General features: G+C 31.9%; 19 protein-coding genes, 1 tRNA gene and 2 rRNA genes. 3 read left to right on the top strand and 19 right to left on the bottom strand.

Annotated features, from left to right (window positions below; all coding sequences use genetic code 11):
* Positions 1-2 precede the first annotated feature (2 nt).
* The 6 genes from WA327_RS13735 to porU form a co-directional block, all read right to left on the bottom strand.
* Positions 3-683 carry an SDR family oxidoreductase gene (locus tag WA327_RS13735; RefSeq protein ID WP_336070658.1) on the bottom strand — a complete coding sequence of 227 codons (681 nt, stop codon included), beginning with the start codon at positions 681-683 and terminating at the stop codon, positions 3-5.
* A gap of 92 nt (positions 684-775) precedes the next feature.
* Entirely contained in the window at positions 776-2,425 is a 1,650-nt protein-coding gene (locus WA327_RS13730) for a pyruvate dehydrogenase complex dihydrolipoamide acetyltransferase (protein WP_336070655.1), read from the bottom strand.
* A 3-nt stretch (positions 2,426-2,428) separates the two neighbouring features.
* Positions 2,429-3,427, bottom strand: a complete 999-nt coding sequence (gene pdhA / locus WA327_RS13725) for a pyruvate dehydrogenase (acetyl-transferring) E1 component subunit alpha (RefSeq protein ID WP_336070653.1) — start codon at positions 3,425-3,427, stop codon at positions 2,429-2,431.
* A gap of 88 nt (positions 3,428-3,515) precedes the next feature.
* Complete coding sequence (gene cdd / locus WA327_RS13720) at positions 3,516-3,998, bottom strand: cytidine deaminase (protein WP_336070651.1); 483 nt, start codon at positions 3,996-3,998, stop codon at positions 3,516-3,518.
* Positions 3,999-4,079: 81 nt separating this feature from the next.
* Complete coding sequence (gene porV / locus WA327_RS13715; RefSeq protein ID WP_336070649.1) at positions 4,080-5,321, bottom strand: type IX secretion system outer membrane channel protein PorV; 1,242 nt, start codon at positions 5,319-5,321, stop codon at positions 4,080-4,082.
* 32 nt (positions 5,322-5,353) lie between these two features.
* On the bottom strand, positions 5,354-9,250 hold the full coding sequence (gene porU / locus WA327_RS13710; RefSeq protein ID WP_336070647.1) for a type IX secretion system sortase PorU: 3,897 nt from the start codon (positions 9,248-9,250) through the stop codon (positions 5,354-5,356).
* Between the two features lie 263 nt (positions 9,251-9,513).
* Between porU and gldJ the strand changes: the two genes are divergently transcribed.
* Both gldJ and murF read left to right on the top strand, forming a co-directional pair.
* A complete protein-coding gene (gene gldJ, locus WA327_RS13705; protein ID WP_336070645.1) occupies positions 9,514-11,193 on the top strand; it encodes a gliding motility lipoprotein GldJ in 1,680 nt (559 codons plus the stop codon).
* Positions 11,194-11,262: 69 nt separating this feature from the next.
* Positions 11,263-12,543 carry a UDP-N-acetylmuramoyl-tripeptide--D-alanyl-D-alanine ligase gene (murF, locus tag WA327_RS13700; protein WP_336070643.1) on the top strand — a complete coding sequence of 427 codons (1,281 nt, stop codon included), beginning with the start codon at positions 11,263-11,265 and terminating at the stop codon, positions 12,541-12,543.
* Positions 12,544-12,578: 35 nt separating this feature from the next.
* Here the strand turns inward: murF and WA327_RS13695 are convergent.
* The 10 genes from WA327_RS13695 to WA327_RS13650 form a co-directional block, all read right to left on the bottom strand.
* Positions 12,579-12,653, bottom strand: a tRNA-Val gene (locus tag WA327_RS13695).
* Between the two features lie 64 nt (positions 12,654-12,717).
* On the bottom strand, positions 12,718-13,935 hold the full coding sequence (locus WA327_RS13690) for a folylpolyglutamate synthase/dihydrofolate synthase family protein (RefSeq protein ID WP_336070642.1): 1,218 nt from the start codon (positions 13,933-13,935) through the stop codon (positions 12,718-12,720).
* A gap of 5 nt (positions 13,936-13,940) precedes the next feature.
* Entirely contained in the window at positions 13,941-14,804 is an 864-nt protein-coding gene (locus tag WA327_RS13685) for an energy transducer TonB (protein ID WP_336070640.1), read from the bottom strand.
* 8 nt (positions 14,805-14,812) lie between these two features.
* Complete coding sequence (locus tag WA327_RS13680) at positions 14,813-15,205, bottom strand: biopolymer transporter ExbD (protein WP_027880332.1); 393 nt, start codon at positions 15,203-15,205, stop codon at positions 14,813-14,815.
* A gap of 1 nt (position 15,206) precedes the next feature.
* On the bottom strand, positions 15,207-15,911 hold the full coding sequence (locus WA327_RS13675) for a MotA/TolQ/ExbB proton channel family protein (RefSeq protein WP_304145643.1): 705 nt from the start codon (positions 15,909-15,911) through the stop codon (positions 15,207-15,209).
* 75 nt (positions 15,912-15,986) lie between these two features.
* Positions 15,987-17,360: a sodium:proton antiporter NhaD gene (gene nhaD, locus WA327_RS13670; protein WP_336070636.1), complete on the bottom strand. Its 1,374-nt coding sequence runs from the start codon at positions 17,358-17,360 to the stop codon at positions 15,987-15,989.
* A 21-nt stretch (positions 17,361-17,381) separates the two neighbouring features.
* Positions 17,382-18,608, bottom strand: coding sequence for a Glu/Leu/Phe/Val dehydrogenase dimerization domain-containing protein (locus WA327_RS13665; RefSeq protein ID WP_336070633.1), 1,227 nt, complete (start codon positions 18,606-18,608; stop codon positions 17,382-17,384).
* A gap of 172 nt (positions 18,609-18,780) precedes the next feature.
* Positions 18,781-20,295, bottom strand: coding sequence for a hypothetical protein (locus WA327_RS13660; RefSeq protein WP_336070632.1), 1,515 nt, complete (start codon positions 20,293-20,295; stop codon positions 18,781-18,783).
* Positions 20,282-20,935: a hypothetical protein gene (locus WA327_RS13655; RefSeq protein ID WP_336070630.1), complete on the bottom strand. Its 654-nt coding sequence runs from the start codon at positions 20,933-20,935 to the stop codon at positions 20,282-20,284. Before WA327_RS13655 ends, WA327_RS13660 begins: the two co-directional genes overlap by 14 nt.
* Positions 20,936-21,032: 97 nt before the next feature.
* A complete protein-coding gene (locus WA327_RS13650; protein ID WP_336070628.1) occupies positions 21,033-22,097 on the bottom strand; it encodes an anhydro-N-acetylmuramic acid kinase in 1,065 nt (354 codons plus the stop codon).
* 94 nt (positions 22,098-22,191) lie between these two features.
* Between WA327_RS13650 and WA327_RS13645 the strand changes: the two genes are divergently transcribed.
* Positions 22,192-23,334: an acyl-CoA dehydrogenase gene (locus WA327_RS13645; protein WP_336070863.1), complete on the top strand. Its 1,143-nt coding sequence runs from the start codon at positions 22,192-22,194 to the stop codon at positions 23,332-23,334.
* 54 nt (positions 23,335-23,388) lie between these two features.
* Here the strand turns inward: WA327_RS13645 and WA327_RS13640 are convergent, their stop codons facing one another.
* From WA327_RS13640 to WA327_RS13630, 3 genes are all read right to left on the bottom strand, one after another.
* Complete coding sequence (locus tag WA327_RS13640) at positions 23,389-25,827, bottom strand: helix-turn-helix domain-containing protein (protein ID WP_336070627.1); 2,439 nt, start codon at positions 25,825-25,827, stop codon at positions 23,389-23,391.
* Between the two features lie 97 nt (positions 25,828-25,924).
* Positions 25,925-26,031, bottom strand: a 5S ribosomal RNA gene (gene rrf, locus WA327_RS13635).
* A gap of 100 nt (positions 26,032-26,131) precedes the next feature.
* Positions 26,132-26,235: ribosomal RNA gene (locus tag WA327_RS13630) — 23S ribosomal RNA — on the bottom strand; the annotation flags it as partial.

The raw sequence follows: 26,235 nt of genomic DNA, 5'->3' as shown, positions 1-26,235 counted from the left end.
TTTTAAGGTGTCGAGTTAGACACTTGCAACAATTTTCCGTTATAATATTTTTGTCCATTTAAAGAAAAGTCGGCTATATATTCTGCCATTTCTTTAGCAGTTGTTGGTGCAATATAACCAGGAAATGCTTCTTCTAACATTTCGGTTTGTACAGCTCCTAAAGCCAAGACATTAAAACTTGGTCCTGTTTCTTTATACTCTTCAGCTAACAATTCGGTTAAAGTAATAACAGCTCCTTTACTAGAACTGTAAGCAGCTAAACCAGGAAACTTCATACTTCCTTGTACTCCACCCATAGAACTTACTGTGACCACATGACTTTCTTTAGTCATAAAAGGAATAACGACTCTTGTCATTTCAGCTACACCAAAAACGTTGGTTTTATACACGTATTCAAAATCTGATATAGATGTTTCTGCAAACGGTTTATTTAATAAAGCACCAGCGTTATTAACCAGTACATCTACTTGTTGCCAATTAGCTTTTATAAAATCTTCAACTTTATTATAATCTTCTTCATTACTTAAATCAAACGAAAACGAAGTGACATTTTCCAAATTAAGATCAATAACAGGTTGTTCATTTCTAGATAACGCTAATACATTAAAACCTTTTTGGGCAAGGATTTGAACTAATTCAAAACCAATACCGCGACTTGTTCCTGTTATTATTATGTTTTTCATCTTAATTTTATTTGGATTATAAAGTTAAAAAACCTGCTTCAAATAAGATGAAACAGGTTTTATTTTATTTAGTTTCCGCTTTCGCGAAACGTTTATACTAACATTGTTACAGGATTTTCTATGTATCCTTTTAATGTTTGAAGGAATTGTGCTCCTGTAGCACCATCAACTGTTCTGTGATCACACGCTAAAGTTAATTTCATCGTGTTACCTGGTACAATTTGACCATTTTTAACAACTGGTTTTTGCACGATTGCTCCAACAGATAAAATTGCCGAGTTAGGCTGATTAATAATAGAAGTAAAACTTTCTATTCCAAACATACCTAAGTTAGAAATAGTGAATGTACTTCCTTCCATTTCATCTAAAGCTAATTTTTTGTTTCTTGCTCTACCTGCAAAATCTTTTACTGCTGCACCAATTTGTGGTAATGATTGCTCGTTAGCAAACTTAACAACTGGTACTAATAAACCATCTTCTACAGCTACTGCAACACCAATATGTACGTGGTTGTTTAATTTCATCTTATCGTCAAACCACTGCGAGTTAACTTGTGGATGTTGCTTTAATGCCAATGCACAAGCTTTAACAACCATATCATTAAATGAAATTTTTGTATCTGGTAAAGAGTTGTATTGTGTACGGAAAGCAATTGCATTGTCCATATCAAACTCTACATTTAAGTAATAATGTGGCGCAGAAAACTTAGATTTAGCCAAGTTTTTAGCAATTGCTTTACGCATTTGGCTGTTTGGCACTTCATCAAAATCTTCTTGACCTGATGGAACAAACTTACCTACTTGAGCAGATTGTGCAGCTGGTGTAAAGTTTTCTATATCACGCTTTACAATACGTCCGTTTTCTCCAGAACCTTTAACTTGAGACAAGTTAATTCCTTTTTCGTCTGCCATTTTCTTAGCTAATGGAGATACGAATATACGTCCGCCAGAAGCTGTTTGAGTTGGCTGAGCAACAGGTTTAGATTCTGTTTTAGTGTCTTGTTTTGGCGTTTCTTTTTTAGGCTCTGGTTTAGACTCTTTTTTAGGAGCTTCGTCCTTTTTAGTCGAAGCATCTCCGCCTGCTTTAAAGTTTTTAGCAACACCTGAAACATCTGTTCCTTCTGGTCCTAAAATAGCTAACAAAGCATCTACTTTTGCAGATTGTCCTTCTTCTAAACCTATGTGTAATAATGTCCCTGATTGAAATGATTCAAACTCCATTGTCGCTTTATCAGTTTCAATTTCTGCTAAGATATCTCCTTCTTCAACTGCATCACCAACTTTTTTAAGCCATGTAGCTACAGTCCCTTCCTCCATTGTATCACTTAATCGAGGCATTGTAACAACTGTAACCCCTTCTGGTAATTCTTCTGAACTACTTTCAGTTGAATCATTATTAGAAGTTTCATCTTCTGAAGTGTCTTCTTTATCATCAGTTTGTTCTTCTGACTGTGCTTCTTCTTTAGTTGAAGATTTTCCGTCTAACAAATCTGATATATCTTCTCCTTCTTCTCCTATGATTGCTAAAAGCTCGTCTACTTTAGTCGTTTCTCCTTCTTGAACACCAATGTGTAATAATGTTCCTTCGTGGAAAGACTCAAACTCCATTGTTGCTTTATCGGTTTCAATTTCTGCTAAAATATCACCTTCTTCAACTTTATCGCCTACTTTTTTTAACCAAGTTGCGACAGTTCCTTCTTCCATGGTGTCACTCAAACGAGGCATGTTTATTACTTCTGCCATAGCTTATAATTTGTGTTGTATAAATGGATAATCTTCTTGCTCGTAAACAGAATCGTACATTACATTCTTTTCTGGGAATGGCGACTCTTCTGCAAATTTCTCGCATTCTGAAACTAATTTTTTAACGCGTTTGTCAATTTGCTTAATTTCTTCTTCTGTAGCATATTTTTCTTCTAAAATAATATCTTTTACTTGCGTAATCGGATCTATTTTTTTGTATTCTTCTACTTCTTCTTTTGTACGATAGTGTTGTGCATCTGACATAGAGTGACCTCTGTATCGGTAAGTTTTAACCTCTAAAAATGTTGGCCCACCACCTTTTCTTGCACGTTGAATAGCTTCATCAAAAGCTTCTGCTACTTTTATCGGGTTCATTCCGTCTACTGGTCCGCATGGCATTTCGTAACCTAAACCTAGCTTCCAAATATCTGTATGGTTTGCAGTACGCTCTACAGATGTACCCATTGCATAACCATTGTTTTCACATACAAATACAACTGGTAAGTTCCATAACATCGCTAAGTTAAATGACTCATGTAACGATCCTTGACGAGCAGCACCATCACCAAAACAGCAAATTGTTACTGCATCACTACCGTGATACTTATCACCAAAAGCAATACCTGCTCCTAAAGGTATTTGTCCTCCAACAATACCATGACCACCATAAAAACGATGTTCTTTAGAGAAAATATGCATTGATCCTCCTAAACCTTGTGATGTACCAGTTGCTTTACCATAAAGCTCTGCCATTACTCTTTTAGGGTCTACACCCATTCCTATTGGTTGTACGTGATTACGATAAGCAGTAATCATTTTATCTTTGGTTAAATCCATTGCATGCAAAGCGCCTGCTAATACTGCTTCTTGACCGTTATAAAGATGTAAAAATCCTCTAACTTTTTGTTGAATATAAACTGCTGCTAGTTTATCTTCAAATTTTCTCCAAAACAGCATGTCTTCATACCATTTTAAATACGTTTCTTTAGTTATTTTTTGCATTGGTGACGTTTATAATTTTACCGATTAACAAAAGTAACACTTTAGTTAGTAATGAAAAAACTGAAAATAGTAAAAATTAACGAAAACGTTATAGCACGCTTTTGTCAAAACCTAGTGGTAAAAGGTTAGCTAATGACTTAGATCTTACTACTTTTCCTGATTCTCCCATAAAATAAATTTCTATCGGATGATTTTGTTTGTTTTCATATTCTGAAATAGCTTGCCTACAAGCACCACATGGTGGAATTGGTGTTATAGTTGTATGAATTTTTGAGCCTGCTGAAATAGCCATTCTTATAATTTTTTGATCAGGGTATTGGGCTCCAGCAAAATAAATTGCAGTACGTTCTGCACACAAACCAGAAGGATAAGAAGCGTTTTCTTGATTGCTACCTGTTATTATTTCTTTGTTTTCTAATAACAAAGCAGCGCCTACATTAAATTTAGAATATGGTGCATAAGCTTTTTCTCTGGCACTTATTGCTTGTTCCATTAAATCTTGAACTTCTTTGGGTGTATCATTTAAATGATCATAAACCTGCAAAGTTGTTTCTATTTTCACTTCTTTCATATTACTAAAGATACTAAACAATTACAGACAAAAAACTATTGCTTTCGCAATAGTTTCTTTTTAACGTCTTTTTAATATTTTCTAATATTCATCGTATTCTCCAGCTCCAAGATTAAAGGTTAAAGAAAACCTTAATGTTCCTTCTAAAGGACTTGGCACTTTTGATGATGAAAATAAGTACGACATATCTAAGTTTAACACGTTATATTTAAATCCTGCTCCTAAAGCAAAAAACTTACGTGCACCTTTAGTTTCGTGCTCATTAAAATATCCTGCTCTTAGTGAGAATGCATCTTGATAGACATATTCTGCTCCTAAAGCGTAGGTAAATTCTTGCAACTCTTCTTTAAATCCTCCTGGTGCATCACCAAAAGATTGAAAAATCCCTGATAAAAATGGCACATCGTTATCTTGACCATCTATAATATAATTAGGATTATCATCAATAACTACATCTGTACCAGCATCATATTCTCCGTTATCATTAACATCTGTATATTCAAACCTACTACCTCTTACAGGTGGTGTAGGAACTAAAAGTTTAGTAAACTCGGCTGTAACACCTAACTTGTTATACTCATCAAAAATAAAATCAAAACCACCTCCTAATCTTAAATTAGTTGGTTGAAAATTTTCTATTCCAGCTTCATCATACTTAAATTTAGGACCGATATTTTGGATAGCAAACCCACCACGCCAACGACCATTGAAATCACTGTAGGCTTGTTCTTCACTTTGATAATAACCTGTTATATCGGCACTAAATGTGCTTGCCACAGTATTATCATTATTGCCTGTATCAATTTTTAAATCTGATCTTAAATAACGTAAACCAACACCCATTCCAAATTGATCACTTAGTCTAATAGAATAAGATGCATCAATGGTAAACTCATTTGGTTTTATAACTCCTGTACTATTTCCTGAGTTATCTGTAGATTCAATTTCACCTAAAGAGAAGTATCTAAAACCTACTCCAAAAGCACTATTTTCATTAAATCTATTGTAATACGTTAAAGAGGCTAAACCAATATCATTAACTAATTTACTCAAATAAGGTGTATAACTTAATGAAACTCCGGATTGGTTTTCTGAGAACACATTTTTTGATGCATTCCAAAATTGAGAATATGCGTCTGGTGATGTAGCCACACCCATATCTCCTAATCCTGCAGCTCTGGCATCTGTTGCTATTAAAGCAAAAGGGATTCCTGTTGTAATCACTCTTGTATCTTGATCAGGTGTAATTATTACTACATTGTCTTGTGCTAGCCCTAAAGAAGACACTAGTAAGATTAGCACCATTAAAAATTTATTTTTCATATATCTAATTTGTTAGCAAATATAATTTATTATTATAGTATTACAAGTTTCTCTATTTTCTCTGTAGTTTTATTTGTTGAAGGTGAGTGTACTTTTAGTTTATAAATATAAGTTCCTTTTCCTATTTTTTGACCAAAATCGTCACGTCCGTCCCAAATAATATCTCTTGATGTTCCTGCAATAGAACCACCACAACAAGAACCTCCATTTGCTCCAGTTGTTCCATTTAGTGTTCTAACCAACTTACCTGAGATTGTAAATATTTGAACTGAAATATTTAACACTTCTGAACTGTTATGACTAAACCAAAACTCGGTATAATTAACAAAAGGGTTTGGGTAATTTAATACATTTGTTAGCAATAGGTTTTCATTTTCTTGGTGAACTACAAATTGAATTTCAGTAGTTGATGAATTATTATATACATCCCATGCCTTTAGTGATAAGGTGTGTAAGCCTGGCTCTAAATTTCTTAATGGATAAGTTAATGATCCTTTAGTATAATTGTCTACATCTGCAGTGTAGTAATCATTTAACACAAATGGGTTAACCTCATCACCATCTAAAATTGCTACTATATCATGCCCGATACCACTTGCTGTATTAATACCGTTTTCATCTTCTAATTTTGCTAAGATCATTGGAGACTCATTAGTTATTCCTCCTGACACAAAGGTTTCATCATTCATATATAACTGAATTCTTGGCGGTAAATTATCTTCTTCTGCATCTGGATTTATACCTCCAATTTGTATTGTATTTATACTAGCGCCTGTTTTGTCTTCTAAAGAATCTTCTTTTACAGCATAAAAACTAACTTTACCATACCCTACAGGTATACCTATATCTTTGGGAACGATAAAATCAAACTCAAATTGCCCATTGGTTACAGAAGCTTGACCTCTAAACACTAATGCTCCTAAAGTTGTAAAATCTAAATAAATAGTCCCGTTATTATTTGTTGTATTATCGTTAGCTAAGGTTTGTCTTTCAATTTCTTTATCATAGATTGTTGCTGTTAAAGTACCATTGTAGTCTGTTAACACATTTCCATTAACATCTGTTACCTCTCCAGAAAGCTTAGCATAACTTAACGCTTGTAGAACATCTGTGTTTTGACCTACTGGAACATCATTTATTTTTGTTAGTCTTATATTAGGCTGAGGAAATGCTAACTTTAATGCAGGATCACCGATAAAAAACGCTAGACTTTTTTGAGATGATGTAAATGATGGATCATTTTTTGCTAATCTTAAAGCTTCTGCAGCACTAGGATATTCATGATCGTCATAAGTATCTTGATCACTAAAAGAAAATAAATATTCTTTTAATATTTCATTAAAATCTCTTCCTACAGTTACAAATATTTGTCTAGTAGTGGTTATTAAACCTATTGCTCCTGCATCTTTATTCCAATAAATTAATTCTCCTGCAGTTTCCCTTAAAGGGTTATCAAATCTTGTAAATTCACAAGTTACGGTAATAAACAGATTTAATTTACACTCGTTATTTAATGCTTGTACGTCTGGTTTTTGCATGATACGCTCTTTTGCTAAACCATCTTCTCCTCCATGTCCAAAATAATCTACAACTAAAGCTCCTTTTTCTATTGCATTTGCTATCGCTACATTTACTTCTGGATATCTATCTCCTCCAGCAGAAGCCACTTGTTGATAAGCATCTGAATGTATTTTAGTGACATTTATAAAAGGCTTATTTGCTGTTACTTCATCTGCAATTTGATCTGTCGTTGCTTGTAGCGTTCCTTCCCACGCTTCATCTACATCATCAGATATTACCACAAAATTATTTCTCCAACTTCCTAAAGCGTCTTTTGAGTAATAAATCGCTACTTTATCTACCATATCCTTAGCTAGTTGTGGTGAGTCTGCAACAATACGACCAACAGCAACATCTAATTTATTAGCACTATTGTAAGCGTCTAAGTTTCCTTCACCTAAATCTAAATACCCATAAAAGTCGTCTGATATAAACGAGTTTGTTAAGTTAAAACTACTGTAGGCATTCCAGGTTGGAAAATTATAAGCATTTGATGAAATTCTTCCTTTGTAATCAAAAGATGAATCTCCAAAAAGGCATAAATACTTTACTTTATTTTCTGGAGAGCTAGCATTATCGTAAACGTATTTTACAAAATTTCTAATAGCAACTATATCTGGATTACCAGTTGCAAATTCATTGTAAATAGATCCTAATGTTACTACTTTTACATTAAGTCCGTATTTATCTCTGTTAATTTGTGCCAATCTTTGTGCTTGCCCTAAATGCGAACCAGTAGTAAGCATTAAATAATCTATATCTTGAAAATTTCCGTTGTTATCTAAAAAAATAGTTCCTTTAAGGTTTTGATTACCTACAAAAGTGTTTTGAGGTACTATAGGTGAATAGTAGTTTTGAGATGTTACTGCTACAAATTTATTTTCCGAGCCCAAATTTGTGTTAAAAGTAATGGTTGCATTTCCTTCATTTGATATAGAAGACACGTTGTATAAGTCTGTAATATTCCAAATCTCTTGTACTTGACTTGCATTTGACAAACTGTAAGAAGCAACACCTGAACCCTGAAAAGCTAAACGGTTAAAAAACTTAAACTGATTACCAGAAAATGACAAATCTCTAACAGCTTCAACAGACACATAATCAAGGTATGCGTTAGCACTTGGATTACCTTGATTGTTATAAGTTAATCCAACATTTACAGTGCTTGAACTTACAGTAACATTTTGATTTAAGCTTCCTCCTGATGCATAAACTCCATCTCCAGGGTTTGAACTTGAGTGCGTAATAGTTCCTACTTGACTACCATTAACTGTAACTGCAAATGTTGTATTATTAGAAGCAGCAGCTGCTGTATGCACTTTAACTCTAACAGGCTCTGAAGGCACTAGATTAGGAAAATCAAAACTAAAACTTTGTGAATTTTCTACATTAAACTCTTCTCCAAACCACCTTCTTCCAACAAAAACAAGGTTTCTTTCATCTACTTCATGAAATTTATAATCATGAAACGTGTTAAATGTTGCACTAACACTTCCTGTTGGTTGGTTATAATTTTGAATTCGTTTTCCGTTACCAGAACTTACATTGACATAATAAATAGTTTTATCTGAATACGGATTAATATTTGTGTTGATACTTACATTGTCTACATCTGCCGAAGGTCCTTGCGCATAAAACAATATATAATCAGAATCGTTAAACACACCATCTTCTTCACCCACAAACTTAATTGCATTTTCAACTGGATCAAAAGGAAAGTTAGCAATATTGTTATAAGGCATCATCATTCCTCCATAGCCAAAAATTTTGATATTTCTTGGATCTACATTATTGACATTTATACCTAACTGACTTAAAAAAGACTTGTTTAAAATATGAACTCCAGATTTATCTACTTCAAATCTATACCAACTTCCATTTGCTAAAACTGAATTTGTTACCACTTGAGCATTAGAAGCCCTAAAAGAATTAGTACTATTTGTGTAATTAATAGTAAAAGCTTTTACTCTTTTAATGCTATTTCCTTCTTTAACAAATGGCTTCAGTTTAAAAACCGCATAACTATCTTTTCTTCCTTTTGCATTTTTTAAAGAATATTGTAAAGTTGAAGGAATTGAAGATAACTTTAAACCTTTTAAATCCTCTCTAGCTACTTGTTGATAAGAAATATTAGTTAAGCTAACACTACTTTCATTAATAGGAATTGAAGTCTTCCATTGTTCTGAATAAATAACACCATTATCTATATCAAAATCAAAATGTTCTTGTGGCGTAAAAGAAGGCACTACCACCGAAAAACCATCGGCTTTAAGTGTTTTATATGAATTCCAATTTAAACTCACATTTTTCTGTTGAGAAAAAAGCGGAAAAACACAAAGTACAGCAAGTACAAATAAAATCTTTTTCATTGCAATAGTAACGTCTAATTTTATATGATATTATTCAAATCTTAATAATTTCATAAAACAGATTCAAAATTACAATAATAAAATTGATTTACACACGTTATACTGACTGAAAACAACGATAAAAAACACACAAAACATCGTTGTAAAGTAAATAAATAGGATGAAATGCAATATTTTTTTTATTCAAAAATGCTAAAATCTCTTGCAGTGTTGGGTATAATTCTTATATTGCGTCCTCTTAAAAACATTTTTATTCTAAACGCATGAATATGAAAAAAGTAATTTTATCAAGGTTATGTCTAGTTTTAGCAGTATCATTAACCTTGGTAGGTTGTAAAAGATCTGGTGGTGGCTCAAATACTTCAAGAGCTACAGGATGGGACATTAACTCAAAAGATGGTGGTTTTCAGTACAATACTAAATTTAAGGAACAAGAAACTGCTCCTGGATTAGTTTTTATTGAAGGTGGAACTTTTACAATGGGTAGAGTTCAAGACGATGTAATGCATGACTGGAACAATACTCCAACGCAGCAGCACGTTCAATCTTTCTACATGGATGAAACTGAGGTTACAAACAAAATGTACTTAGAGTACTTAGATTGGATTAAAAGAACTTATCCGCCAGAAGAAGATAACTTTAGAGCAATTTACAACGGTGTTTTACCAGACACATTAGTTTGGAGAAACCGTTTAGGATACAATGAGGTTATGACAGAAAACTACTTACGTCACCCAGGTTATGGAGAATATCCTGTTGTTGGTGTAAGCTGGATTCAAGCTGTAGAATTTGCTAACTGGAGAACAGACCGTGTTAACGAATTACAACTTCAACAAAACGGATACTTAAAACAAGGTAGCGAATTAGAAGCAACTGCAGACGCTAACTTTAGCACAGATACATATATTAACAGTCCAACTCAAACTTACGGAGGAAACGAAGATGTTTTAAGAGGTGGAAAATTAAAAGCTCAAACAAATGCAGCAGGAGAAGAAATTAATGTTTATGCGTCTAGAGAAACAGGATTAATTTCTCCTAAATACAGACTTCCTACTGAAGCTGAATGGGAATATGCAGCATTAGGCTTATCTGAAGTAAGAAGTTATAATGTATACAGAGGTCGTAAAAAATATCCTTGGGATGGTCAATATACAAGATCAGGAAAACGTAAGATTAGAGGTGATCAATTAGCTAACTTTAAACAAGGTAAAGGTGACTATGGTGGTATTGCTGGATGGTCTGATGATGGTGCAGATATTACTGCTCAAGTAAAATCTTATGATCCTAACGACTACGGTTTATATGATATGGCAGGTAACGTTGCAGAATGGGTTGCTGATGTTTACAGACCTATTGTTGATGACGAGTTTAATGACTTTAACTACTACAGAGGTAACGTTTATACTAAAAATGTAATTACTGAAGAAGGTACTGTAAAAGTTGTAACTACAGATGAGATTGTTTTTGATACACTTCCGAACGGAGATGTAATTGCTAGAGATCTTCCAGGTGAAATAGCAACTCAACCAGTTGACGAAAACGAAACTTATTTACGTACTAACTTTGACAGAAGTGATAACAGAAACTTTAGAGATGGAGATATCCAATCTTCTCGTTACTACACAGACTTTAATGACGAAGAAGGAGAATCTGAAACAGATGAGTTTACAAGAAAAATGTACAACTCTCCTAAACACAACATTGAAGTAGATTCTTCAGGAAACTTTATTAGAGAATATGACAAATCAGACAGACGTACTTCTTTAATTAACGATGAAGTAAGAGTTTACAAAGGAGGATCTTGGAAAGACAGAGAGTATTGGTTAGACCCAGCACAAAGACGTTACTATCCTCAAAATATGGCAACAGATTACATCGGGTTTAGATGTGCTATGTCAAGAGTTGGATCTAAATCAAAAGGTCAACGTAAAACTAAAAACTAATTCAATAAATATTTGAATAAATTAAAAGTCCTAACAAATTTGTTAGGACTTTTTTTATACTTTTATTTTATGACAATAGAACAATTACACAAAATATTTTTAAGTAGTTCTGGCATCTGCTCAGACTCAAGAAAAATCTTTCAAAACTGCCTGTTTATTGCCTTAAGTGGCGACAATTTTAATGGTAATACATTTGCCAAACAAGCATTAGAAAAAGGTGCTAAATATGCTTTAATTGACCAAAAGGAATACAAAATAAACGATCAAACCATATTAGTAAATAATAGCCTTGAAAGTTTACAAAAATTAGCCAATTATCATCGTAAGTATTTAGGATTAAAAATTATTTCTCTAACTGGAAGTAACGGAAAAACAACAACCAAAGAATTAATCAATACTGTACTCTCTAAAAAATATAAAACAGTAGCTACGGTTGGTAACCTAAATAATCATATAGGCGTACCGCTTACACTACTTTCTATGAATAAAGATACCGAAATAGGTATAGTAGAAATGGGTGCAAATCATCAAAAAGAAATTCAGTTTTTATGCAATATAGCAGAACCTGATTATGGCTACATTACAAACTTTGGAAAAGCTCACTTAGAAGGTTTTGGAGGAATTGAAGGAATCATAAAAGGTAAAAGTGAACTTTATGATTATTTAATTGAAAATGATAAAGACATATTTATGAATGCTGATGATACAATTCAGCAACAAAAATTAAAAGAGTACAAAAAGACCGTATGCTTCTCTTCATCTAAGGACAAATGTGACTATCAAATAGAATTTAAAGAAGTAAACCCATTTGTTGTTTTCACTTTTGATAATACACGAATTGAATCAAAATTAATAGGCACATATAACTTTACTAATCTTTGTGCTGCAACAACAATTGGCAAACATTTTAACGTCTCTACAGATGACATTAAATCTGCAATTGAAAGCTACATACCATCCAATAATAGATCACAAATAATAGACAAAGGAAACAACAAAATTATAATGGATGCGTACAACGCAAATCCTTCTAGTATGGAAGTTGCATTAGACAACTTAAACAAACTTTCTGACAACCGTAAAATTGCTATATTAGGTGATATGTTTGAATTAGGTAATGATGCACCATCAGAACATCAAAATATAGCTGACTTGGTTACAAAACTAAATCTTGATAAAATTTATCTTATCGGAGAAAACTTTAATAAAATATATAGTAAAAACGATAAAATCGAAATATTTTCTTCTTTTGAAAATTTCAAATTAAACTTTAAAGAAATTAGCAACTCAACTATCCTAATAAAAGGATCTAGAGGAATGGCTCTAGAAAGAGTTTTAGAATTATTATAAAATAAAAAAGGTCTTCAAAAGAAGACCTTTTTTTGTGGGCGCGAAGGGATTCGAACCCCTGACCCCTTGGGTGTAAACCAAGTGCTCTGAACCAACTGAGCTACGCGCCCTTCGTAATTGGATTGCAAATATAGACTAGTTTTTGAATATGCAAAAACTTTTTTGAAAAAATTTTTAAAAAATTTCTGCAACAACAAAAGTACTTCCTCCAATATAAATCACATCATCATCACTTGCTCTGCTTCTCGCTTCATCAACAGCTTCTTTTACAGACAGATATGATTCCCCAACAAAACCTTCACCCAAAAATTGATCTCTTAAAATATTTTGATCCAAACCTCTTGGAACATCAGGTTTGCAAAAATAAAATGTGGCTTTTTTAGGTAAAAGACTAAAAATTTGACTTAAATCTTTATCATTAACTACTCCAAAAACAATATGAAGATTATTAAATTGTTCTTTTTGTAATTGTGTCATAGTTATACTCAACCCTTCTTTATTATGTGCTGTATCACAAATAATCTTAGGTTTTGTATGTAATATTTGCCAACGTCCTTTTAATCCAGTATTCTTTACTACATTTAAAAGTCCGTTTTTTATATTTAAATCTGAAATTTTATATTTTTTCTGCTGAAGAATTTTAATTGTCTTTAAAACACCTTTAATATTTATCTTCTGATAATCTCCAAGCAAATCAGTTGAATACTTCGCTTTAATTATTTGATCTGCAAAATATATTTTTGAGTTATTTTTATTAGCTACTTTTTCAAAAACAGGTTTAGTTTCATTTTGGGTTTCACTAATTACTACAGGAACATTAGATTTAATGATACCTGCTTTTTCTGAGGCTATTAATGGTAACGTTTCTCCAAGAAACTGTGTGTGATCAAAACCAATATTAGTAATTAATGAAACTTCTGGAATGATAATGTTTGTTGAATCTAATCGTCCGCCTAATCCAACTTCTATTATAGCAATGTCTACTTTTTGTTTTGCAAAGTAGTCATACGCCATACCAACAATCATTTCAAAAAAAGATAATGGATTTGATTTAAAAAAAACTTTATTTCTTCTAATAAAACTAATTACAAACTGCTTACTAACTTCTACTCCGTTGATTTTAATTCGCTCTCTAAAATCTTTTAAATGAGGTGATGTATATAAACCTACTCTATAGCCTGATTCTTGTAAAACAGATGCTAACATATGACTGCTAGATCCTTTACCGTTAGTACCAGCTACATGTATAGATTTAAATTTATGTTGTGGATTATTTAAGTGATTAGCTAACAACAATGTGTTAGTCAAATCTTTTTTAAATGCTGTTTTACCTTGCTTTTGGTACATTGGAAGTTGAGTAAACATCCAATTAACAGTCTCTTGATAAGTCATGGCTTTTATTGCCCTAATTTAAAGTTAATACTCACAAAACCAACTTGACGGATTGGAGCTTTAGGATCTGCTTTCCATTTATGAGATAATGCAATTTTACGAGCTGGTTCTAATAAACATTGAGCTGTATTTTTGGTACCTTTTGCTCCTGGTTCTGCTTTAACTACATTTCCGTTTTGATCTACCTCAATTCTTACAACAACTAATCCTGCTTCATTACAATCTTGTTGATAAATTTGCTTTGTAGGTTTACCTCTCCCATTTAGTCCGTAACCAACTCCACCACTTCCAGTACCTGGGTCACCAAAATAACTTGGTGCATAAGGATCTCCATTTAATTGTCCTTTATCACCTGCTTGGTTGTCATTGCCTTCGCTTCCGCTAGATTCTCCATCAGAGTTATTAAGTCCACCCATCATAGCATCTAGCTGCGCTTTCTTTTTAGCTTCTTCTTGACGCTTTTTTTCTTCTGCAGCAGCTTTTTCTTTGGCTTTTCTTTCGGCTTCTGCTTTAGCCTTTGCTTCTGCTTCTTTCTGCTTTTTTATTGCTATTGCTTCTTCAGACTCTTGAGTAATCACTTCTTCTGAAGTTTCATTAGTAGACGCTGCAGCTTCTTCCTGAGTTTCTTCTTGTGCTTGTTCCTCTTGTGGCTGTTTGTTAATATTTAAATCTTCAGATTTTACTGGTTTATCTGGTTGAACATTACCACTTCCTACTGCAGAGTTACCGAAATTTACTGAAACACCATACTCTATTGGCGGATCCATATATTGTGGCCCGACAACAAATAGCAATAGCAATAAAATAAGCACAATTAGTGCTGTTATTTTTGCTGAATTACGTTCGTGTTTGGTGTTTAAATATTTCATCTTAAAAGTTACTTCGACTTAACTGCTAAAGTAGATTTTATCTTATTACGATTGGCAATATCCATGATATAAACCACATGTTTCATCTCTACATCTTGATCAGATCGTATAGTAATACTTGGCGAATCTGACTGACCAACTTTTGCTAAAACTTCTGCTTCTAAATTATCTTTAGACACTTTTTTCATGTCTACATAATAATTCACATCCTTATCTACGCTTACAGAAACATTTTTTGTTTGCGTAGTTTTACTTGAAGATTTTGGCAATAGTAAATCTATAGCTTCGGCAGAAACTAATGTAGACGCAATCATGAAAAAGATAAGCAATAAGAATACAATGTCGGTCATTGACGACATGTTAAACTCTGGTGTTACTTTATTTCTTCCTCTTAATCGCATATTAACTAGGTTCGTTTAATAAGTCTAAAAATTCAAGTGAATTAGCTTCCATTTGATACACCACTTTGTCTGTTTTAACCACTAAATGGTTATATGCTATGTAAGCAACAATACCTACTATTAAACCTGCTACAGTAGTTGTCATTGCGGTATATAAACCGTCTGCTAACGTTTTAATATCTATAGATCCGCCAGAATTAGCTATTTCAAATATTGATAAAATCATTCCTATTACCGTACCAAGAAATCCAATCATTGGTGCTGCACCAGATATAGTTGCTAACACGCTTACGTTTTTTTCTAGATTATAAATTTCTAATCTACCTGCGTTTTCTATTGCTGTATTGATATCTTCTAAAGGTTTACCTATTCTTGAAACTCCTTTACTAATTAATCTTGATACTGGTGAATTAACTGTTGAACACAGGTTTTGAGCTGAATCAATTTTCCCGTTACTAACATAATCTTTAATTTGATTCATAAAATTAGCATCTATTTTAGAAGCCTCTTTTATGGTCAAAATACGTTCAAAGTATATGTATAAAGTAAAGATTAGCATCAAAATTAAAACCGCTATAATAACCATACCTGCTGTACCACCAGAGGTAATTAGTTCTATTATAGATAAAGTTTTTTCAACTGATTCTCCATCTTGTAAAACTTCAGAAGCTTCTTGAGCAGTGTCTTGTATTATTGTACTTAACATAAGTATTTATTGTGTTTTGTGAATGAAAACGTAAAAACAATCTATAAATTGCTCTGTCTTTAAAACTAATCTTTTTTAACCTATAAGTAAAAATCTCATGAGCATAAAAGTTGCAGCTCCAGAAATAAAACCAAGTGCTGCTAACCATGTTATTTTTTTAAGGTACCAAAAGAAAGATATTTTTTCCATTCCCATAGCAACTACACCTGAAGCAGAACCTATAATTAACATACTTCCTCCTGTTCCTGCAGAAAATGCAATAAAATGCCATAACGGATGATCTATTTCTTGACTAAACATACCTAAACTTGCAGCAACTAAAGGAACATTATCTATGATAGCAGAACCAACTCCTAACAACATAACTACAATATCTGTATTAGGAATTGTGGTATTTAAATCTTCAGCAAAGTGAAATAACATTCCTAAACTTTCTAATGCAGCAACTGCCATTAAAATACCAAAGAAAAACAATACACTTGGCATTTCTATCTGGGATAATGATTTATGTACGGGGCTATGATGACCAACAGAATCTTTATTATCTGATAAAGATGTAATCCTGAATTGTTTTGTACTAAAGATTTCTGCAAAAGTACATACCACACCTAAAGATAGCATCATACCTACATACGGAGGTAAATGCGTTATTGTTTTAAAAGCTGGCACAAACAAAATCATTCCTAAACCTAGATATAACATTATTGAACTGTATGTTGTATCATGTATTTCATCTGGACTCACTTCTACATCACCATCTAAATTACCTTTAAAAGGTTTCATAAACGAAGCAATAAATACAGGAATAACCATACAAACCAATGATGGAATCACTAAAAATTCAACCAACTTACCAGCAGATACTTTATTAGCAATCCATAGCATTGTTGTTGTAACATCACCAATTGGAGACCAAGCACCACCAGCGTTAGCAGCTATAATAATTAATCCTGCAAACCACATACGGGTTTCTTTATTATTAACAATTTTTTGAAGAATTGTAATTAAAACTATCGTTGCTGTTAAATTGTCTATAATTGCTGATAATATGAAAGCTAAAAATGCAAAGATCCATAACAGTCTCTTTTTATTTTTCGTCTTTATGTAGGATTTAAATGTTGAAAAACCATCAAAATAATCTATAATTTCAACAATGGTCATTGCACCTAAAAGAAAAAATAAAATTTCTGCTGTTTTACCTAAGTGATGAAGAAGGGTTTCTTCCATCAAATGCATTTTACCTTCATGCTCTAATGCTCCAAATGACTCTAGTAATTTGTGTTGACCTGAATCAAACCAATATTTAAAATCATCAATCCCAAAAGCTATGATTGCCCAACAAATCGCCATCATAGATACTGCAGGAATTAGTTTATCTATTTTTAAACTATGTTCTAATGTGATGGCTAGATAACCAAGTGCAAATACTATTACTATTAATAATTCCATTTTTTATGTTTAAGTTGTAATTTATACTAATTGTTTTAATGCAATTTCAAAAGCTGTCTTACTTATTTCTGTCTTTAAAGGACTTTTTTCGTAAACGTTTTGAATTGCATTTCTTATTATTTCTGAAGTATCATTAAAAATAGCTTCATCTGTCATTTGAACTTTACGCTCCATAAAATAAGCAAACACACGTGCCATACCACAGTTTGAAATAAAGTCTGGTATTAAGCTTACACGCTCATCGGTTTGCTCCATAATTGGTCCAAAGAAAATTTCTTTATCTGCAAACGGTACATTTGCACCACAAGAAATGACTTCTAAACCTGTGCTTATCATTTTGTCAATTTGATCTTGAGTAATTAAACGTGATGCTGCACATGGTGCAAATATTTCGGTTTCAAGTGACCAAACACGTTCATTCATTTCTTCAAAAGGAATCATGTTTTCTGCTAATAAGGTGTTTCCGTTTTTGTTTAAGAAGAATTCTTTAATTTCTTCAAAAGTAAATCCATTTTCGTTAATTACTCCTCCAGAAATATCTATAATTCCTACTACTTTTGCTCCCATTTGTGCTAAATAGTAAGCTGCTGCAGAACCTACGTTACCAAAACCTTGGATAACGGCACGTTTTCCTTTTACATTTCCACCATAAATATCATAATAATGCTTCACTGCTTCAGCAACACCGTAACCAGTAATCATATCTGCTACAGTATATTTTTTTGAAACGTCTGGTGAATAGTTTACATTTTCTAAAACCTTAATTACACCTTGACGTAACTGACCGATACGGTTAATTTTGTCTGCTTCAGTTGGTTGAAAATGTCCGTTAAAAACACCTTCTTGCGGATGCCAAACACCTGAATCTTCTGTTATTGGGATTACTTCGTGTATTTCATCTACATTTAGATCTCCACCAGTACCATAATAACTTTTCAATAATGGAGAAACAGCTTTATACCAACGTTCTAAAACACCACGTTTTCTTGGGTCTTTTGGATCAAAATTAATTCCTGATTTTGCACCACCAATTGCTGGTCCTGAAACAGTAAATTTAACTTCCATTGTTTTTGCTAAAGATAAAACCTCGTTCATATCTAGTCCTTTGCGCATACGTGTACCACCACCAGCAGCACCGCCACGTAAAGAATTTATAACAGTCCAACCTTCTGCATCAGTTTCAGAATCTTTCCAATTAAAGACAATCTCTGGTGCCTTATTTTCGTAAATTTTTAGTAAATCTTTCATCTAGTTTATTAAAGTGAATTCAACTTAAAGTTATATTTATTGTTAAGCAACAAAACGTTAAAGCTGATTCATATCTTGAAGTATATTGTTAATTAGTTTAACAAATATAAAAAACAAAAAATGGCTTTAAAAAGTAAAGCCATTTTTATTATTATAAATTATTGTTAAGTTTTTAATTTAGAGTTATTAAACCGAAAGCATGATATAGGTTTCCGTAGGCATAAATTGCAAACGTACTACCATTTATTTGCTTTGTAAAAGTTGGCGCGTAATCTATAATTAAATCTTCTCCTCCAACTTTACTATCCCAAAATGGTTGTATAGTTTGTTCTCCTGTATCATCAATTTTACTTAAAATAACTGTTCTTGCTTCAATTTTTCTATTGCCAAGAACAATCTTTTTATCTTTTAAAACGTACTCTTTTTCGGTAGTTAGCAGATTAAGATTTCCATTTTTTAAGAAAGGAAAAAATGACGCTATTCTTTTACTTTCATTTTTAAAAGTATCCGAATATTTTAAATAGGTTTGATAGATAACATCACCATTTAAATTCATTTTTACTACAACTCCTGGACCAATGTTGTAAGTGTAATTATACTCAAAACTTGCTCCTTCTTTTAATTTGCTTTCTGTTTTATAACATTCGCCAATTAAATAAATTTCTTTATTGTTAATCAAAACATCTTTAACCTCTAAATGTAAAAATCCTTTACCTAATACTTTTTTTAGAATTTGTTCTGACCAACCTTGATTGCTAACTAATTTTCCGTTTGTTATATCATAAAGAAAGAAGCTTTTATCTTTTTTCCCACCAACAGAAACACCTGGTTTTACATTATCTGTTGCAAATCCTATTAGATAATTTGTATTGTCTAAAGTAATTACTTTAATGTCTGAAATATAAAACTCTGAAGCTGAAACTTGCTGTGCTTTTAATTCTGAACCAGAGATTGTAATTACAGAAGTAATTGGATCTTTCTTAAAAATATCGGTGTGTTTTACAATCTGTATTGTTTTATCATTGGTTACGTAAAACTGCTCTTGGTAAGCTCTTTCGCTTTCAAAATTTAAAGTAAAATCATTTTGTGATAATTGATTAAGCTCTTGATCAAACAGTAGTGTTTTTATTTTTTCGTTTTGTTTTTTCTCAAAAACATCATTTACTAAAACAGCTATTGTGTTTTTATCTTGAGAAATTTCCACATCAAAAAAACCTGAATTATTTACTTTTTCTATTGGCAAAGTAAATAGCTGTTTTTCTTCAGAAATTGAAAAACTATTATTATCAAAAACCTGCACGTAAAGCACATTTTCTCTTTCTTTTTTTAAAGCAATATTTGAGAAAAAGTAAAGTTTGTCTTTTCCTTCTACTACCTTAATTAAAGTTGCGTCCATGTGTTGACGCTTTGGCAACTTAAAGTTTATTTCTTTTAAAACTTGATCTGTGTAATCATGTTTTGTGATATAAACAATTTTTGGTGCGTAAACATGAAGACCTGATTTTTCTATACTATAGATAGTAAAATCTTGAGTTGTAGGAAAAACAATATTTGGGTTTTGAAATCCGTTTCTTTCATGTTTTGCCCAATCTGTCCACGCAAAACTTGCGGTTTGAGCTATTACTTTATTACTAAGTATTGAAACAAAAGCACAAGCTAAAATTAAAATTGACTTATTTATTTTCAAAATGTGCGTTGTATTCGTTTACAATTTTTAAAATACCTAAAACTCTGTATCCCTTTTCTTTACTTTTAATTTTTTTAGCTAATTCTGGGTAATCACTTACATATTTACTCATTACATTTTTAAAGCTAAACAATACCTTTGGCGAAGCAAACCTTAAGTAATCATCACCATCTTTTACTGCTAAAACTTCTGTTTGAATTTTAGTACCATCAAAATCTAAAATAATCTCTTTATTTCCGTCTTTTTTTAGTGTCATTTCTGCACCTTTATCATCTTCTACTCTAATGTAGTATTCAAAAAGACTTATTTTTCCTTCTACTGTTCTTAATAAAAATACTTTGGTATTCCCGCTTAAACCTTCGTATGGATGTGTTTCATAATAATCTTCTCCGATTTTATAAGCTTTTAAGTCTTTTGGATCATAAACTACTGGTTTATCATCTAAAGTTTTAAAGAATTTCACTTTACGTTGACTTTTAATTTTTAAGAATCTTTTTAAATAGCCTTCAATTTTTTCTCCGCTATTTGTAATTACATATCCTGGTAATTTTTCAGATTTATCTTCCCAGTTATCATCAAAATCTTGTGCAAAAGTTAATCCTGAAAATAAAATAGCAAATGCTAGTAATAATTTTTTCATTTTTTAAATATTTATTAATTAATTTAATTGTTGAAAAGTCACTTTTCAAAAGTCACGCCAAACATTCAAATGTAAGTAAACCGTTGGTATTGAAGTGTTAAATTTTAAAAATATTACCAGAAGAATGATCTTTATTAGCGCCTGTTACAGATGCTAAACAATTATTTTCATCTCTCAGTTTTAAAACACCTAAAAAACCAAAGATTAATGCTTCCTTAAACTCAATTATCTCTTTAGATGGGATGACTATTTTATTATTGGTTAAAGCTTTAATTCTTTCAACTAAAAAGTCATTATAAGTTCCGCCACCAGTTAGCAAAACAGATACATTTACTTTTTGACTGATTACTTTTGCTATTTGTTGTGCAACATGCTCGACCATAATACGTAAAATATCTTTAATTGTTAAATCATATTTATCGATTAAAGGAAATATCTGCTCCTCCACCCATTCTAATCCTAAAGATTTTGGATATGATTTTTTATAGAAATTTAAAGCGTTTAATTGCTCTAATAATTGTTGATTTATTTTTCCTTGTGAAGCTAAATATCCTTTATCATCAAAACCCAATCCTAATTGTTGCACATACTTATTAAGCACAATATTAACTGGACAAATATCGAAAGCTATACGTTGATTTTTAATTTTAGTCGAAACGTTTGCAAATCCACCAAGATTGATACAATAATCATATTCCGAAAATAAAAGCTCGTCACCAATGGGCACTAATGGTGCGCCTTGACCACCAAATTCTACATCTTGCACCCTAAAATCGCAAACTACATTTTGATTTATTTTTTTGGCTAATTCTGGTAAATTACCAATTTGATAAGTCAATTTTTGCTCTGGTTGATGCAATGCAGTATGACCATGAGAACAAACTGCATCAATATTTTTTATGTTATTTTTTTTAACAAAAGTAGTGATGACATCGGCTAAATAATTAGTGTAATCTAAATCTATTTGTTGCAAATCTTTTTTAGATTTTTGAGTTAAGCTTTTTAATTTACTTAGCCATTCTTCAGTGTAATGAACTGTAGTTGCTTTTAAAATTTGAAATTGCCAAGTTTCATTTTTAGTGAAATTGATTTCAGCTAAATCAATTCCGTCTAAAGACGTACCAGACATAACACCAATTATGTGATAACTTTCTTTTAACATATCATGTAAAAATAACTATAACGATTGAAAAAATGCTAATAAAAAGTTATCTTTGAGGACATTTTTTATTGAATTAACAATTTTATATACCACTATGGATTTTAATCTTACAGAAGAACATTTAATGATTCGCGACGCAGCTCGTGATTTTGCAAGAACAGAATTATTACCTGGCGTTATAGAACGTGACGAAAAACAAGAATTCCCTCAAGATTTAGTTAGAAAAATGGGAGAACTTGGATTTATGGGAATTATGGTAGACCCAAAATACGGTGGAAGTGGTATGGATGCGATTTCTTACGTATTAATTATGGAAGAATTATCTAAGATAGACGCGTCTGCTTCTGTAATGGTTTCTGTAAACAACTCATTAGTTTGTTACGGTCTTGAAGCTTTTGGAACAGAAGAGCAAAAACAAAAATATTTAACAAAATTAGCTACTGGTGAGCAAATTGGTGCATTTTGTTTAAGTGAACCAGAAGCTGGTAGTGATGCAACATCGCAAACAACGACTGCAATAGACAAAGGTGACCATTATGCAATTAATGGAACAAAAAACTGGATTACCAACGGTGGTAGATCTGATGTTTATTTAGTAATTGCACAAACAGACAGAGAAAAAGGACACAGAGGAATCAATGCTTTTATCGTTGAAAAAGGTATGGAAGGTTTTGATATTGGTCCTAAAGAAGATAAATTAGGAATTAGAGGAAGTGATACACACACGCTTCAATTTAACGATGTTAAAGTACCAAAAGAAAACAGAATTGGTGAAGATGGATTTGGTTTTAAATTCGCAATGAAAACACTTTCTGGCGGACGTATTGGTATTGCTGCACAAGCTTTAGGTATTGCTTCTGGTGCTTACGAGTTAGCATTAAAATATAGCAAAGAGCGTAAAGCTTTTGGTACTGAAATTTGTAACCACCAAGCTATTGCTTTTAAACTTGCAGATATGTATACAGAAATTGAAGCTGCACGTATGTTAGTAATGAAAGCGGCTTGGGATAAAGACCAAGGTAACAATTACGATATGTCTAGCGCTATGGCAAAATTATACGCTAGTAAAGTTGCTATGGAACAAACTGTTGAAGCTGTACAAATACACGGTGGAAATGGTTTTGTAAAAGAATACCATGTAGAGCGTTTAATGCGTGATGCAAAAATCACTCAGATTTATGAAGGAACTTCTGAAATCCAAAAGATTGTAATTTCTAGAGGTGTTATTAAAGGGTAACATTTCAATTATATAAAATTGAAAAGGCTTCGCATATACTGTTGAAGCCTTTTTTTATGAGTTTAATTCGTCTAAAACCAACCTTATTTCACCATAACTATATTTATCATCTAGTTGATGTTTTAAATCTGAAAGTGTATCAAATGTATGTTTTGGTATTAACCCTTTTAACTCTTGATAATGTGCTTTTGGCATCAAGTCTGAAATTTTGATTTCACCAGACTTAATAAATTTAGCCAAATGACCAAAAATTGTATTTTCATTTAATTCTCTAATGTGAGCAATTTCTTCTATGCTTTTACCATCTTTAAAAAGTGCTAAAGACTCTTTTTGTGTGTCGCCTTTTTTATGTTTAGGCTTTTTTTCTTCTACAAACTCAAATTGATTTGCATCTGAAGTGTCAATATCGTTGTCTTCACAATATTCTCTAATTACAGTTAAAATATCGTTTCCATACTTTTCAACTCGCACTTTACCAAAACCATTGACTTGTAATAATTCTTTTTTAGTCGTTGGTAAGGTTTCACACATTTCGTAAAGTGCTTTTTGTGTGAATATTTGATAATGAATTAAATCGTGTTCTTGAGCAAGTGTATTTCTTAACTCTCTTAACAGTTCAAATAACTCGATATTTGTTGTACCGTCAATTACAGTTTTTCTTAGCTTTTTTGGTTTGTCTTTAGTTAAAAAGACCGATTTAGCTCTTAATCCTAAAAACTTATTGACTTCAAAACCTTCTTTCAACTCAGAAAAATAAAGTTTTTTAGTCGCTATAAGTTCTTCAATCATATCTAATTGTTTACTAATATCTTTATCTAATGCTTTATTATCTGTGCTAAAACTAAAGTTTTGATACACTTCTATAATTTTGCTGTTAGTTTCTTCAGTAAAATATTTAATAGCTTTTTTAAAACGCTCTTGTATAACTTGATCATTTTCTGGTAAATTATCTTGAGCTAATTCTTTTAGTTGATTTTTAAATGAATTAGCTACTTTCAATAAGTTTGTAGCACAATTCTTTATACTGGTTAAAGGTTGCTCTAGGTTACCTTCAATACTTCCTCTGTTTTTATAATAAATATCTAAAACTCTATTTACAGGATATATAAATTGAAAAAAATCGAAAGCTTCTGAAATTAATTGAAGCTGAAATATAGATTTTGATTGCTCTAATTCGGCAGTATCTGGTTGGTTTTCTTCAGCTTGTTTAGTAAAGTTTAAAACATTGGTATCACTTATAATTTGTTTGGAATCAATTTTACTTTTAAGAACTAAACCTTCTAAAGATTTACATCTACTTAAAGCAACATAGGTTTGTCCATGAGCAAAAGCACCTTCTGCATCAATAACAGCTTTTTCAAAGGTTAATCCTTGACTTTTATGAATTGTAATTGACCAAGCTAAGCGTAAAGGCATCTGCGTGTAGCTGCCAATTTTGTCTTCGGTAATAGCGTCTGTTTCTTTATCTACTTTGTAAGTTATGTTTTCCCAAGTTTCAGGTTTAGTAATAATTGTAAAATTATCGTCTGGACATTTTACAACAACTTCGTCTCTATCCAAATGAATTACTTTTCCTATTTTCCCATTGAAATAGCGTTTTTCTGGTGAGCTATCGTTTTTGATAAACATTACTTGCGCGCCAACTTTTAACACTAATTTATCCTCATTCGGATAGGAAAACTCTGGAAATTTACCTTCAACTTTAGCTGAATAACTTACTGTTTTGCTTGAAAGTTTATCTAATTCTGATTTATTGACTTGATCAGCTTTATTATTATGAGTGGTTAAAAATATATAGCCTTCATTTTCTGAAGGTGAAAAATTAGAATCAAAACGCTTATTAAGTACTTCTATTGATTGCTGAGATAGATTATTAGATCTAATTTCATTTAGAATATTAATAAACTTAGGATTATCTTGTCTGTATATGTGTTTTAATTCAACCGTTATAGGGTTACAATATTGATACGCATGGCTACTAAAAAAATAAGCATTATTGTAAAATGGTTTGAGAAGTTCCCATTCATTATCTCTAACGACAGGTGATAACTGTTGCAAATCGCCTATCATAAGAACTTGAACACCACCAAAAACTTGATTTCTGTCTTTATAACGTCTAAGCGTATTATCAATAGCATCTAATAAGTCAGCTCTAACCATACTAATTTCATCAATCACTAATAAGTCTAACGATTTAATGATATTAATTTTTGTTTTACTGAACTTATTTTTAAACCCATTACTAGCAGAAAGTGTATCATCAGGAAGTATGGGTCCAAATGGCAATTGAAAGAATGAATGAATAGTAACGCCTTTAGCATTAATTGCTGCTACACCCGTAGGTGCAACAATAACCATTCTTTTAAGAGAACTTAATTTCAGCCTATGGAGAAAGGTTGTCTTTCCTGTTCCAGCTTTACCTGTTAAAAAAATATTTCGTTTGCTTTTGTTTACAAAATCCCAAGCTAATTCTAACTCTTTATTTATTTCCATCTCACCCAAAAATAAAAGAAATAAACATATTAAAAAGAATTATTTAAAAACAAAAGGGCAAAAAAAAATCCCCAACAAATAAATGTTGAGGATTTAAAAAAGGCGACGACCTACTCTCCCACAATGTAGTACCATCGGCGCTAATGGGCTTAACTTCTCTGTTCGGAATGGTAAGAGGTGAGCCCCATCGCTATAATCACCTTAAATCTTTCGGTGTGCGTAGATTACTCTACCTGACCGTATATAGTGACATATTGAAAAATAATTCATGAAAATTTGTTTGTACTCTTAAAAAAAACAGGCGTACAATAAGCCTATGGGTTATTAGTACTACTCGGCTATGACATTACTGCCTTTACACCTATAGCCTATCAACGTGGTCATCTCCCACGACCCTTTAAAGAAATC

This window comes from Mesoflavibacter sp. CH_XMU1404-2 (genome assembly GCF_037029465.1).
Classification (GTDB): Bacteria; Bacteroidota; Bacteroidia; order Flavobacteriales; family Flavobacteriaceae; genus Mesoflavibacter.
Note: the sequence above shows the minus strand (reverse complement) of the source record. Positions and strands in the feature narration are given on the sequence as shown.

Bases quoted from the DNA above. Each gene is read 5' to 3' on its own strand.
- WA327_RS13680 (WP_027880332.1), bottom strand. From the start codon at position 15,205: ATGCGATTAAGAGGAAGAAATAAAGTAACACCAGAGTTTAACATGTCG.
- WA327_RS13645 (WP_336070863.1), top strand. From the start codon at position 22,192: ATGGATTTTAATCTTACAGAAGAACATTTAATGATTCGCGACGCAGCT.
- WA327_RS13690 (WP_336070642.1), bottom strand. From the start codon at position 13,935: ATGACTTATCAAGAGACTGTTAATTGGATGTTTACTCAACTTCCAATG.
- WA327_RS13685 (WP_336070640.1), bottom strand. From the start codon at position 14,804: ATGAAATATTTAAACACCAAACACGAACGTAATTCAGCAAAAATAACA.
- porU (WP_336070647.1), bottom strand. From the start codon at position 9,250: ATGAAAAAGATTTTATTTGTACTTGCTGTACTTTGTGTTTTTCCGCTT.
- gldJ (WP_336070645.1), top strand. From the start codon at position 9,514: ATGAATATGAAAAAAGTAATTTTATCAAGGTTATGTCTAGTTTTAGCA.
- WA327_RS13640 (WP_336070627.1), bottom strand. From the start codon at position 25,827: ATGGAAATAAATAAAGAGTTAGAATTAGCTTGGGATTTTGTAAACAAA.
- cdd (WP_336070651.1), bottom strand. From the start codon at position 3,998: ATGAAAGAAGTGAAAATAGAAACAACTTTGCAGGTTTATGATCATTTA.
- WA327_RS13650 (WP_336070628.1), bottom strand. From the start codon at position 22,097: ATGTTAAAAGAAAGTTATCACATAATTGGTGTTATGTCTGGTACGTCT.
- pdhA (WP_336070653.1), bottom strand. From the start codon at position 3,427: ATGCAAAAAATAACTAAAGAAACGTATTTAAAATGGTATGAAGACATG.
- porV (WP_336070649.1), bottom strand. From the start codon at position 5,321: ATGAAAAATAAATTTTTAATGGTGCTAATCTTACTAGTGTCTTCTTTA.
- murF (WP_336070643.1), top strand. From the start codon at position 11,263: ATGACAATAGAACAATTACACAAAATATTTTTAAGTAGTTCTGGCATC.
- WA327_RS13735 (WP_336070658.1), bottom strand. From the start codon at position 683: ATGAAAAACATAATAATAACAGGAACAAGTCGCGGTATTGGTTTTGAA.
- WA327_RS13730 (WP_336070655.1), bottom strand. From the start codon at position 2,425: ATGGCAGAAGTAATAAACATGCCTCGTTTGAGTGACACCATGGAAGAA.
- WA327_RS13655 (WP_336070630.1), bottom strand. From the start codon at position 20,935: ATGAAAAAATTATTACTAGCATTTGCTATTTTATTTTCAGGATTAACT.
- WA327_RS13675 (WP_304145643.1), bottom strand. From the start codon at position 15,911: ATGTTAAGTACAATAATACAAGACACTGCTCAAGAAGCTTCTGAAGTT.
- WA327_RS13665 (WP_336070633.1), bottom strand. From the start codon at position 18,608: ATGAAAGATTTACTAAAAATTTACGAAAATAAGGCACCAGAGATTGTC.
- nhaD (WP_336070636.1), bottom strand. From the start codon at position 17,360: ATGGAATTATTAATAGTAATAGTATTTGCACTTGGTTATCTAGCCATC.